The organism is Bradyrhizobium sp. AUGA SZCCT0431, from assembly GCF_018131065.1.
In the GTDB taxonomy this organism is placed as follows: domain Bacteria; phylum Pseudomonadota; class Alphaproteobacteria; order Rhizobiales; family Xanthobacteraceae; genus Bradyrhizobium.
In genome coordinates this window covers 122,808-134,916 of sequence record NZ_JAFCLR010000013.1, presented here as the reverse complement: position 1 = coordinate 134,916, position 12,109 = coordinate 122,808, and the positions used below count along the sequence as shown (strand labels likewise).

At 61.4% G+C, this 12,109-nt stretch carries 10 protein-coding genes; 2 read left to right on the top strand and 8 right to left on the bottom strand.

Going from position 1 to position 12,109, the window contains the following annotated elements; genetic code table 11:
- Nucleotides 1–16 precede the first annotated feature (16 nt).
- The 5 genes from JQ567_RS15085 to JQ567_RS15065 all read right to left on the bottom strand — a co-directional run bounded on the left by JQ567_RS15085 (nt 17) and on the right by JQ567_RS15065 (nt 5,406).
- Nucleotides 17–1,051: an ABC transporter ATP-binding protein gene (locus JQ567_RS15085; protein ID WP_212439553.1), complete on the bottom strand. Its 1,035-nt coding sequence runs from the start codon at nt 1,049–1,051 to the stop codon at nt 17–19.
- On the bottom strand, nt 1,048–2,061 hold the full coding sequence (locus JQ567_RS15080) for an ABC transporter ATP-binding protein (protein ID WP_212439552.1): 1,014 nt from the start codon (nt 2,059–2,061) through the stop codon (nt 1,048–1,050). Before JQ567_RS15080 ends, JQ567_RS15085 begins: the two co-directional genes overlap by 4 nt.
- A gap of 2 nt (nt 2,062–2,063) precedes the next feature.
- Nucleotides 2,064–2,960 carry an ABC transporter permease gene (locus tag JQ567_RS15075; RefSeq protein ID WP_212439551.1) on the bottom strand — a complete coding sequence of 299 codons (897 nt, stop codon included), beginning with the start codon at nt 2,958–2,960 and terminating at the stop codon, nt 2,064–2,066.
- Complete coding sequence (locus tag JQ567_RS15070; protein ID WP_212439550.1) at nt 2,957–3,907, bottom strand: ABC transporter permease; 951 nt, start codon at nt 3,905–3,907, stop codon at nt 2,957–2,959. The genes JQ567_RS15075 and JQ567_RS15070 overlap by 4 nt, the downstream gene beginning before the upstream one ends.
- 68 nt (nt 3,908–3,975) lie before the next feature.
- Complete coding sequence (locus tag JQ567_RS15065; RefSeq protein WP_212439549.1) at nt 3,976–5,406, bottom strand: amidase; 1,431 nt, start codon at nt 5,404–5,406, stop codon at nt 3,976–3,978.
- Between the two features lie 103 nt (nt 5,407–5,509).
- On the opposite strand from JQ567_RS15065, the gene JQ567_RS15060 reads away from it, so the two are divergent.
- Nucleotides 5,510–6,397: a LysR family transcriptional regulator gene (locus JQ567_RS15060; protein ID WP_212439548.1), complete on the top strand. Its 888-nt coding sequence runs from the start codon at nt 5,510–5,512 to the stop codon at nt 6,395–6,397.
- 1,143 nt (nt 6,398–7,540) lie between these two features.
- Here JQ567_RS15060 and JQ567_RS15055 read toward each other — a convergent pair.
- Nucleotides 7,541–8,221, bottom strand: coding sequence for a response regulator transcription factor (locus JQ567_RS15055; RefSeq protein WP_212439547.1), 681 nt, complete (start codon nt 8,219–8,221; stop codon nt 7,541–7,543).
- A 633-nt stretch (nt 8,222–8,854) separates the two neighbouring features.
- On the opposite strand from JQ567_RS15055, the gene JQ567_RS15050 reads away from it, so the two are divergent.
- A complete protein-coding gene (locus JQ567_RS15050; protein ID WP_212439546.1) occupies nt 8,855–9,751 on the top strand; it encodes a response regulator transcription factor in 897 nt (298 codons plus the stop codon).
- A gap of 830 nt (nt 9,752–10,581) precedes the next feature.
- On the opposite strand, the gene JQ567_RS15045 is transcribed toward JQ567_RS15050, so the two are convergent.
- Entirely contained in the window at nt 10,582–10,791 is a 210-nt protein-coding gene (locus tag JQ567_RS15045) for a hypothetical protein (RefSeq protein WP_212439545.1), read from the bottom strand.
- Nucleotides 10,792–10,942: 151 nt separating this feature from the next.
- Nucleotides 10,943–12,019: a UDP-glucose 4-epimerase GalE gene (gene galE / locus JQ567_RS15040; RefSeq protein WP_212439611.1), complete on the bottom strand. Its 1,077-nt coding sequence runs from the start codon at nt 12,017–12,019 to the stop codon at nt 10,943–10,945.
- Nucleotides 12,020–12,109 lie beyond the last annotated feature (90 nt).

The window sequence follows — 12,109 nt, the reverse complement described above, 5'->3', positions numbered from 1 at the left end:
AGTCCCGCATAAAAGGCTAACCTTCCTCCGACGCTACCGGAGGCAATGCCATCACCGTCTCGGCGCGATGGCACGCGGCTAATTGCGCCGGACCCACCTCGCGCAGCGCAGGCGCGACCTCGCGACAGTGCCGGTCGGCGAGCGCACAGCGCGACGCGTAGGGACATCCCGTTGCGTCCAGCGAATGCGAGGCGATCACCTGCGCACCGCGACGCCGGCGCACACCGCCGGCCCGGGCGCGCGGTACCGCCTCGAGCAACGCCCGCGTATAGGGATGGGCGCAATGCGCGAACAGATCCTCAGGGCTTCCCTGCTCGACGATCCGCCCGAGATACATCACCGCGATCTCGTCGCAGAGATAATCCACCACCGCCAGATCGTGACTGATCAGGACATAGCTCAACCCAAACTGATCCTGCAGGTCTTGCAGGAGATTGAGCACCTGCGCCTGCACGGAGACGTCGAGTGCGCTGACCGGCTCGTCGGCGACAATCAGTTTTGGCTGGGTGATCAGCGCACGCGCGATCGCGATGCGCTGGCGCTGGCCGCCGGAGAATTCGTGCGGGAACTTGTCCATGTCGGCCTCGCGCAGCCCGACCTGCCGCAGCACGTCGGCAACGCGCTGACGCAGCGTGGCGCGATCCATGCGTCCGAGCGCGGTCAAGGGCTCCGCGACGATGCGCGCAATGGTCTGTCGCGGGTCCAGCGAGCCGTACGGATCCTGAAACACCATCTGAAAATCACGCCGGGCGCGGCGAAGTTCGTCGGCGGGCAGCCGGTTCAGGTCGCGGCCCATGAGCGACACCGAACCCGACGACGGCCGCTCCAGCGCCATCACCAGCCTCGCGAAGGTCGACTTGCCCGATCCGGACTCGCCGACCACACCGAGGCTTCGGCCCGCCGTCACCTTTGCGGTGACGCCGTTGAGCGCATGCACCTGCCCGGCCGGCTTGAACACGCTTTCGCGCGGCAAGGTGTAGCGCTGCGCCAGATCCTTCACATCGAGCAGCGGCAGTTCGGCGGACGATGACACCTGATCCAGCATGGTCATGCGCCCAAAACTCCAACCGCTTCGGCCATCGAAACATCCGTCCTGAGACAGCGCACGCCGTGGCCGGCGCCGACGTCCACCGCGGCCGGCGGCGCTAGGCGGCAACGATCCTCGACGATCGCGCAGCGGTCGGCGAAAGTGCAACCGGAGGGCAGATCGGCAAGCTCGGGCACGGTGCCGGCGATGGTCTTCAGCCGGGTGCCCTTGCGCGCACCAAGGCGCGGGCGAGCGCGAAACAGACCCTGCGTATAGGGATGTCCCATGCGCGTGAACACCGCATCCGTCGCGCCGCTTTCCACGACGGTGCCGCCATACATCACCATCATGCGCTGCACATTCTCGGCGATGACGCCGAGATCGTGCGAGATCAGAATCATCGACATGCCGCGCTCGGCAACGATATCGGCGATCAGGTCGAGAATCTGTCCCTGGATGGTGACGTCGAGTGCCGTGGTCGGTTCATCGGCGATCAGCACGTCGGGCTGGCAGGCCAGTGCCATGGCAATGGTAACGCGCTGCCGCTGCCCTCCGGAGAACTGGTGCGGATAGGCATCGACGCGTTTCGCCGCATCGGGAAGCCCGACACGATCGAGCAAGGCGATGGCCTGCTTGCGCGCCTCTCCCGCCGAACAATTGGTGTGGCGCCGCAATGGTTCGGCCACCTGGCGGCCAATCGTGTGCATCGGATTGAGCGCGGTCATCGGCTCCTGGAAGATCATGCTGATGCGATTACCGCGCAGCTTGCAGTAATTCGCATCCGGCAGACCCACCAGCTCCATGCCGTCGAGGCGGATGCTGCCGCTGATGACGGCGCTGTCAGGCAAGAGGCCCATCAGCGCCAGCGCGGTGACGGATTTGCCGCATCCGGATTCGCCGACGAGACCCAGGGTCTCGCCGCGCCTCAGCGAGAAACTGACGCCGCGAACGGCCTGCGCGGGGCCGCGGCTGGTGTTGAGCCGCACGCCGAGGTCGCGGACTTCGATCAAAGGCGCGTTGGCGGACCCGGTCATGGTCAACGCTCCCGCGCCAGCCGGGGATCGAGCAGATCGCGCAACCCGTCTCCGAACAGATTGAGGCCAAGCACAGCGATGGCGATCGCAGCGCCCGGATAGACCGCGAGCATCGGCGACTGGAACAGCAGCGTCTGGGCGTCGTTCAGCATGCGTCCCCAGGACGGTTGCGGCGGCTGCGTGCCGAGCCCGAGATAGGACAACGCCGCTTCGGCCAGGATTGCGAGTGCGAACTGGATCGTCGCCTGCACGATCAGGATCGGCAGGACGTTGGGCAGCACGTGCTCGATCGTGATGCGGAAGCCGCCTTTGCCGCAGGCGCGCGCGGCCAGCACGAACTCCCGCGCCCAGATCGCATTGGCCGATCCACGGGTCAACCGGACGAGGGTCGGAATCTGGAAGATGCCGATGGCGACGATCGAGGTCACCATGCCCGGTCCGAAGACCGCCGCCAGCATGATGGCCGAGAGCACCGCGGGAAACGCGAAGGTGAAGTCGCTCATCCGCATGATGATCTCTTCGGTCCAGCCCTTGCGCGCGGCGGCGATCAGTCCAAGACACACCCCGAAAGTGAGACCGATCCCGACGGCTATGATGCCGACCATGATGGTGGAACGGGCGCCTACCAGCAGCAGCGAGACGATATCGCGGCCGAGCACGTCGGTGCCGAGCCAATGCGCGGCCGACGGTGGTCGCAGCTTGGAGGCCACGTCGATTTCATAGGCGGACCACGGCGTCCAAACCAGCGACAGCAAAGCGGCACAGAGCACCATCAGGCTCAGCGTGCCGCCCGTGACAAAGCTGCGGTGGCGCAGCGCGCGGCGCCAGAAGCCGCTCGCAAGCCGCTGACGCGCGGTGGCGGCCCCAACCTCGACTGAGGCGCTCAGCGGGGTACTCATAGGCTGTGTACCTTGATGCGCGGATCGATGAAGGCATAGAGCACATCGACCACAAAGTTGACGATGACGACCACAGCCGCCAGCAGCATCACGCAGTTGCGCACCACGATCAGGTCGCGATTGGCGATTGACTGGAAGATCAGCCGGCCGAGACCCGGCAGATAGAACACGTTCTCGATCACGATCGTCCCCGCCAGCAGGTTGGCGAACTGAAGGCCCATGATCGTCATCACCGGGATCATCGCATTGCGCAGCACATGCTGCCACAAGACGTCGCGCTTGCTCAAACCCTTGGCGCGTGCGGTGCGCACGAAATCCTCACGCAGCACCTCAAGCACCGCCGAACGCGTGACCCGCGCAAGGATCGCCGCCTGCACCACCGATAGCGAGATCGCAGGCAGCAGCAGCGACTTGATCCCGGCAACGATGCTTTCGTCCCAGCCGGCAAATCCGCCGGCCGAAAGCCATTGCAGCTTCACCGAGAACAGCAGGATCAGCAGGATGGCGAACCAGAAATTGGGAAGCGCGATGCCGAACTGCGTCAGCGACATCACGCCGACATCGCCGAGCTTGTTGTGATTTGCCGCCGTATAGATTCCGGCAGCCAGGGCCAGCACGACCGTTATGGACATGGACATGACAGCCAGCGGAATGGTCAGCGTGAGGCGCTCCGCAATCAGGCCGGCGACAGGGGTGCCATAGGCATAGCTGTTGCCTAGATCGCCGGTCAGCATCCCCCTGATCCAATGGACGTACCGATAGTACAGCGGCTGATCCAGCCCGAGCTTGACCGTCAGCGCCCGGACGGCGTCAGGCGAGGCATCCGCGCCCATCAGCATCTGCGCGGCGTTGCCGGGCAAGGCATCCAGAACGAAAAAGATGATGAGCGACGCACCAACCAGCGTCGCCATCAGCGTCAGAAAGCGGCGGAAAAGGAAGACGCTCAAGTCTCGATTCCCTTGTTGTCGGCCCGTCCCTTGTCAGCGATCAGGTGTGATGGCGGCCGCATTTTCGCTTAGCCGTCCAGCCCCGGCCACCGGCCGAGAAGATCTTGCGAGCCCTCAAACAGCGCGCTGACGCGCAGCAGTTCGATGTCTCCACGGAATTTGCCGACGAGTTGAATGCCGATCGGCAGGCCGTCCGAGTCAAAGCCACAGGGCAGACTGACCGCCGGATGGCCGGTCATGTTGAACGGCATCGTCCAGGGAAACCAGTTTGGCCGGACGTCGCTCAACACCCGCCCGTCGATCTCTATCGTGCCGAACAGATCCTGATCGATCGGAAGCGCGGTGCGGGTGATGGTTGGCATCGCGAGAATATCGACCCTCTGCAACAAACTCTGAATCCGACGGAACAGAGCCGTACGGTCAAACATCGCCCGCTGATAGTCAACACCGCTTACCTTCGTGGCCAGCGCCAGTTGCTTCATGAAGGTCTCGCTCAGCACATCGCCATGTTCGGCCGCGAGCTTCTCGAATCGTGCGCGCCAGGCGGTGTGATTGATGGCCCGCCAGATCGGCTCCACCTCAAATCCGTCGGCGGACATTTCCTCGACCTCGGCTCCAAGGGCTTCCAGCCTGGCAAGCGCGTCCTTGAATGCCGCAGCGACATCGGCCGCAACCGGCCGGCCTGAAGGCGCAAGGCAGAATGCGATCTTGCGCCCGCGCAGGTCGCCGTTTGGAGCCGATCCCTCGACAAAATTCCATTGCGGGAATCCCATCGACCACGGATCGGAAGCGTCCTCTCCCGACATTGCCTGCATCATCAGGGCGGTGTCCGCGACGGTGCGCGTCATCGGGGTGACATAGGTCTGGTTGCCGAACGCGTCCTGCACCTGGCTATGGGGAATGACGCCGTTGCTTTGCTTCAGCCCGACAACACCGTTGCAAGCCGCCGGAATCCGCGTCGAGCCGCCGCCATCCGTCGCGATCGCTAGAGGCGCAATGCCGCTGGCAACGGCAACCGCCGCTCCCCCACTCGAGCCACCGCTCGAGCGCGCGCCGCTCCAGGCATTGCGCGTGCGGCCGAACAACGGCGAATCCGTGAGGCACTTGGTGCCGAACTCCGGCGTCGTGGTCTTGCCCAAAAGGATGGCTCCCTCTGCCCGCATGCGCGCCACGGCGACCGCATCATGATCAGGAACGTTGTCCTTGTAGGGGACCGCTCCGAAAGTCGTTCGCACCCCCCTGGTATTGACCAGATCTTTCACGGTGAACGGAGTGCCGTGAAGAAGACCCAGCGGCTCCCCGGCCATGACCGCACGCTCCGCCTTGCTTGCCTCGGCCATCGCCTCATCGCCGCAGAGCGTGATGAAGCAGTTCAACTCAGGCTGCATTCGCTCCGCGCGCGCAAGCACCGCACGCATGATCTCAACCGGTGAGGCGTCTTTGCGGGCAATCCGCGCGCGGAGTTCGGTGGCGGGCAGCAAGCACAGCTCATTGCTCATCGCGCTAAGGTCCCCAGGGTCGAATGACGCAAAGATGACACTCACATTGACTTCAGGTCCAATACCATCGCACAACTCACCCATACGATTTCGGTATGGCAAAATGGACCTCCGGCGTCTCCGCTATTTCGTTGCTGTTGCCGAAGAACGCAGCGTTGGCCGAGCGGCCGTCCGCCTGCGTATGGCGCAGCCGCCACTTTCGGTCCAGATCCGCAAACTGGAATCGGAAGTAGGAACCTCGCTGTTTCGCCGAGGCGCGCGGGGAATGGAGCTGACGGCGGCCGGTCGCGCTCTGCTGTCGCGCGCGCGCGAAGCCCTGGCCTTGACAGCTGAAGGCTTTGAGGCAGCCCGCGCGGTGGCGGCGGGGCGCCGCGGAAGATTGTCAGTCGGATACATGTTCGCGCTCGCCCACGCCGTGTTACCCAAACTCGTTCCGGAACTCCGCAGGTCGCTTCCGAAAGTCGACCTCGAATTTGTAGAGCTGAGCGCATCGACGCGTGAGGCACGGTTGCTGGATCACAGCGTGACGGTCGCACTGTGCATGCCGGCAATTCGCCACAGCGAGATTGAAGCCTCCACCATTGGCACGCAGCGACTGATGCTTGCCATGCCGGCCGGTTCGCCCCTTGCGCGCTCCGCCGCAGTGCCGGTAAAAAGACTGCAAGGGCGTCCGCTTATCAGCTTGCCCTGGCCCACCGAAGATCCCGCGACCTCCGTTGTGACGTCGCTGCTGAGGCGGCATCAGGTCGGCATGCCGGTTGCGAACCGGGTCGAAACGGTCCACTCGGCTCTCAGCATGGTCCTCGCCGGGGAAGGCCTGGCGATCCTTCCAGCCTGCGCCGAACTCGGATGTCCAACGGGCGTCGTGTTCAGGCCCTTCCTGGATGCCGACGACGCCATCGATGTCGCGGTTTGCTGGCGCCGGGATTCTCTCAATCCGTTAGTCCGGAATTTCCTGAAGTGCGCCGAAAAGGTGATCCGTCAGGTTTGAGCCGCCAGGTTGGCGACGAGGACTTTTATCGGAAGATTCTCCGGGACAATCCGGCCGCGCTCTACAATTTCGAGCAGGCTTAGGCCGATGCCTGGACAGCGACGTTACTGCCAGATACCGAAGCGCCTGCTATAGTGCCGTGCCCAAGGCGATCCAAATCGCAACAGCGATGCACCAGACAATAGCCGTGTATGGCAGAGCAATACGCATTTTGCCTCCGCTCGAAAACGCACGAAACCAAGACGGGTGAGCAATATTAGCACAACGTTCGTTCGTGTCGCCCTGATTGAGGCTTTCGATAGCCCACCCGGCGGCCGGCTCACAGCCCGCGTTGATCATGAGCTGGACGAATCGCACGCACCTAGACTGTCGCCAGACGACGCACCAAGTCTACCCCGCAATGGGGGTACCCCTTAAAATCGATGCTGCGCGCAGGAGGTGCCGGTTGCGCCGCATCCAGCCGAATATCGTCATGTGTTAGAATAGCTCTGTACTGAGTCGATTGCAGCCTGGACTGTCCAATGAAGTCCAATCTATCGATTGGCGTTCGCGTTCGAATGAGCGCTCTTGGTGCGTCACGCTGCGCGCGCCTTGCCAGCAAGACGGGCACGATTGTTGGAGGGAGCGTCTACGTTAATAGCGTCAGCGTCTTGTTCGATGGAAATAAATCGCCGACCACAATTCATCGCGAATACGTTGAAGTCGTGCCACCAGCCCCGGACACAGCACGAGACAGCTTGGCAAAGCGGCACTGAAAGCGAGAATTTCGCCGCGGCACACCATCGACCAGCGGGCGCCCGTGCCGGATGGCCAAACTATTCGGCCGACCTCCGGACCTGCGAGTTTTGCAGCACGATTTGGCCCGCGCGCGCCATCGTAGAGCTTGCTCCATTGACTACCGCAAGGGCGCGTTGCCCATGAGCCTTCGGCGAATTCAAGCGAGGCGAGCGTATCGGCGGTCTCGCCCGCTTGCGATAGAGCGCGCCACCAATACCGACGAGCTGTGTTCTAATGCGAAAATGGCCAGCCGTGCGGACGACATGTTCAATCCAGCATCGACGTCGCCGATGACTTGGTACTTCTCGAATTGCCTTTATTGATTAAGACGGCACGAGTTTTCCCTCGACCCGTCCCACCTTCCGCTCAATCGGACGAGATGGGCAGCGCCGGCTTGTCCTCAGGGGCACCCGCGCGATCGCTCTGCGAAATCGCGAGCGCCGCAAGCACCGTCCGGTTACTGATTTCGAGCTTCTGAAAAATGTGATGAAGATGCACCTTGATGGTGCCGTCGGTAATACTCAGCCGTCGACCAATTTCCTTGTTCGACAATCCTTCGGACACCAGGCGCATGATCTGGCGCTCACGGTCCGTCAACGTTGTCAGCGCATTCTCAGCGACCGCGCTTTGCTCCCGAGCTATCGTTTGCTCTGGCGAAAGCAGCGGCAACAGCCGCTGACCTGTCGCAACCTCGCGCAAGGCCTGCATCAGAGCTTCGGACTCCGTATCCTTCGAAATGACGCTGTAGCCGTCGGCCGCAGCTGCCATAACCAGTTCGCAGTCCTCGTCAGATGAGGTGAAAAAGACCAGTCGCGTGGAAAGATTCTCGGAATTGATGATGGAGAGAATTTCCGACTCGGTCACGCCAGGAATTGAAACGCCAAGAATTGCGATGTCCGGCCCGAACTTCCGCAGCGCCTCGATGCAACTCGCACCATCACTGCAACTCGCAACAATGTTGAAGTCGCCGTCAGCGCCAAGCAGGCGGCTCAACCCCTGCAGAACGATTGGATGCCGGTCTGCGATCACTACGCTGGTACAACGCATCGAGCGGTTCCTCAGCCTGTCCCCCCAATAACTTAAACCCCACTCGCCTCCGCTTGTTTCATTGCTAACCTAAACGAGTTCGAGACAAATTTCCAACAATGCACCGCATTTGATGCCGCAACGCAAAACGAGGTTAACCCCCGTCCTGTCAGCCTGTCGGCGCCTCAAAAGATGTACCCCTTCCGTAGAAGTACGGATTGGTTTCGAGTGACGCGTTACTTCGCTTTCGCCTTTCATCATTTGAAGCTCGCGCACCAGTGCATTCGAACTTGGCGACACGCTCAGCAGCTAAAAGTCTCACAACGCTTGATTAGCGTCGCGCTGTCAACTCGCTCAGAGAATGCGGAAGAAGGGGTCGTTAGCCATTATGAACGACATCCATCTGCTCGAGCGAGCACTATAACCAAAGGTATATAGGGATACGGGGAATTCGAATCTAACATTCATAAAAGCTTTACCAACGCGGATCCCTCGAAACCTGCCAAGGAAAACAAGCATCACAGATTCGGGGCCCTTGAAATCCGCCAACGAAAAACCCTGTGAACGAAGGAGCAAGACGACCGGAGAAGAAGACCGACTGAAGAACAAGCCAATCATTTAGTTCAAAACAATTGCGTTTGGCGGGAGAGTAAAATGCGGAGGCAAAAATCTTTTACAACGGTTCTCGTTGGCAGGAGCATCTTAGTTAGGGAAGGAATTGCCAGAATCCTACGCGCAGCAAATTGTCGCACATCCGCCTCGGTATCGTGCGCTGATGATTTGCCGCCCGGCAAACTCCAACCACACCAATTGCTATTTCTCATTGTCCACACCGGTGATGATTTCAGCGTCGCCTTGGAACAGATCGAACTCTTGCGCGAGAGGTATCCAGGCGGCCGCTTTGCAATCGTGGCAGATCACTATCGGCTGGATGAACTGGTTTCGGCATTTCGGGCCGGCGCCAACGGCTTTTTCGTCGACGTGATGAGGTGCGATGTATTCATCAAATCCGTCGAGTTGGTGATGATGGGTGAAACATTTTTTCCGCCGGCATTCCTGTCATTGTTTCTCGATTCCAAAGGCAGCCACCAGCCTGAGGCGGCGCCGAGCGTCGAAAGCGGCGAGGCAATCCTCGTTACAACCGAGGACACGATCGCGCCGCAGCTTTCCCCTCGGGAGAAGTCGATTCTGCGCGGCCTGATCGAAGGCGAGTCCAACAAATCCATAGCGCGAAAAATCGACATCGCCGAGGCGACCGTGAAGGTCCACGTCAAGGCAATCCTGCGCAAGATCCGGGTCCAGAACCGGACACAAGCGGCGATTTGGGGGATGAACAATCGGGCAAGCAGCTTTCAGCCCTCAATCTCAAATGTTAGCGAGCGACATCCGACCCCCATCGCGGCAATCTCCGAAATCAAGCAAATCGGGGGGCCGGCGCCGGTTGAAGGGCTTAACCACGAGACAAATCATGCCGAGGTAGCGCGTTACGACGGCCTGATCCGCAAGGACATCAACCCAAGGACTGTTGGCGCAGCGCGGTTAGCTAAATAGCCGGCGATCGCGGCGGGATTTGGAAGTCAGTGCCGCCGCGGTTTGCATGCGTTGCGTGCGCAAAAACGAAGCTTGCCGCTACGACGTCTTCGCGTTGCGCGATGTTCGGCTGCCCGACATCGAGCCAGAATGGCACGCGAAGGTCCGCGGCGAAATCGAGCGGGCGCTGAAGGGCAGCCGGCCGAAGCTTGGTGGCCGATCTCGATCTGCACGGAGTCCTGCACTGTCCCACACGGACACGTCGGCGCCGAGACGCCGGAGAAAGCGATCCGGCTCGAAACCGTGTGCGACCACCCGGAGCCGTCGATACCGATCTAGGTCGGTAGCGCCCCCTGCTTCTTGGCCAGGAGAAGGACGGCGACGCCGGTCGGATCCTTCACCAAATCGACGGTCGGAAATGCCGCCCGTTGCACGCGCTTGACCAGACTCACGCGTCGCTGCGTTCAGACCGCGACGGTGCGCCCGCCTCTTCTTGAGACGAAGCCTTCGAAGCCGGGCTTGGCCGGCCCGGGAAGCCTCGCGAGAAGCGGACGGCATCCGCCGCTACCCGATGACCGTACCGATGAACGCGGCGGCCTGGCTGGGGCTCGGCGTCGCGCGCACCGCCTGGCGATGGTGAGCTGGTATGTGATCGGGCGCGCCTGCTTCTCGGTGATCTCGGCGGTGGTCGGATCGTCGATGATGCGTTGGGATCATGCTGGCTGGAGCTGGGATCGTTCCATCAGACGATCCCTCAAGTCATCGTAACGGCATAATCGGCATTGGTGTGCGGTACAGCGTCACAGTGCGGCCAGGCGTCAGGATGGTGGCGGCGCGTGATTGCGCTGGTCCTAGTGCGTGAGGGCGCCTCGTCGCCGCTTGGATCGGTCCGGCGGATTCTCGAATTTGAACTGCGCGACCTGTCGCCAAAGCTGCACCTCGTGGCCGTTCCCTAACTGCTTGGCGCGCTCTTTCGCTGCATCGTCGTCAATACAGTCAAAGTTGACCACGCCCACCAACCGGCCGTGTTCATCCGAAACGTAGACACGATAATGCGGCATCGTTTGTCCCTACCGTCACTGTTTTATCTGCAAGTTACGCTGCCATGCATGGAGATTTCGGGTCTTAACGGGCTACCTCTGACGGGCGGCGTGCTTGCTGCCGCAACTCGTCCTCAAGCCCGCTCATGCGGTCGGACCATTCGGTGCCTGCTCACCCCCTGGAGCCGACGCTCGGGCGGTGACGGTCGGCATGCCTGGACCGCTCCTGGACCTTAAGCTCGATAGCACGATAGCCGTTGGGGTTCTGCAATTGCCAACGCCAATGGTCCGCGCACATTTGCTCCAACGATCGCGCCGATTTCCAACCCAACTCCTCCTTCGCAAACGTGGGGTCGGCATAACAGATGGCGACATCCCCTGCCCGGCGCGCCTCGATTTCATACCGAATCGACCTGCCGCTCACCGCCTCAAATGTTCGAATGACTTCCAGAACGCTGCTGCCGCTGCCCGTTCCAAGGTTGACCGTGAGCACCCCGGGCCGTTTCAGGTGGCGCAAGGCACTGAGGTGACCGGCTGCAAGATCGACGACATGGATGAAGTCGCGGATACCGGTGCCATCCGGAGTGTCATAGTCGTTCCCCCAAACGAGCAGCTTTTCTCGTTTTCCAATCGCCACTTGCGCCACAAACGGCAACAGGTTGCTCGGAACGCCCAGCGGGTCTTCTCCGATGAGTCCGCTTTCGTGCGCGCCAACCGGATTGAAGTACCGCAGGATACCGATCCGCCAATCGTCGTCGGAGCTGTAAAGATCCCTCAGCATTTCCTCGATAAAGAACTTCGTGCGGCCGTACGGATTTGTCGGTCCGAGCGGATGCTTCTCGTCGAGCGGCAGATAGCTGGGTACGCCGTAAACGGTTGCAGACGAACTGAAGACGAGCGACTTCACGTTCGCCCGCTTCATGGCCGACACGAGCCGCATCGTTCCCAAGACGTTGTTCTCGTAATACGTCATGGGCCGAACGTTGGAATCGCCCACGGCTTTCAGCCCCGCAAGGTGAATAACCGCGGTCACCCCGCAGGAACGAAGTATTTCGTAGATGGCCTCTTCATTCCGGATGTCAGCGTGCCGGAAGACGAGCGACCGCCCGCAGATGGATTGCACCCGTTGGAGAGAGGCCTTGTTGCTGTTGGAGAGATTGTCGACCGCGACGACGTCGAGCCCGGCGTCCATCAAGGCGATACAGACATGAGACCCTATGTAGCCAGCGCCGCCTGTCAGCAAGATCATTTCGGCCACTTTCCGTGTTCGTCCAACCGGCTTGCGTGCAATGCCTGCCTGGGCGCCGGCCACGCTCTCCAGACCCGGACCGCGATAACT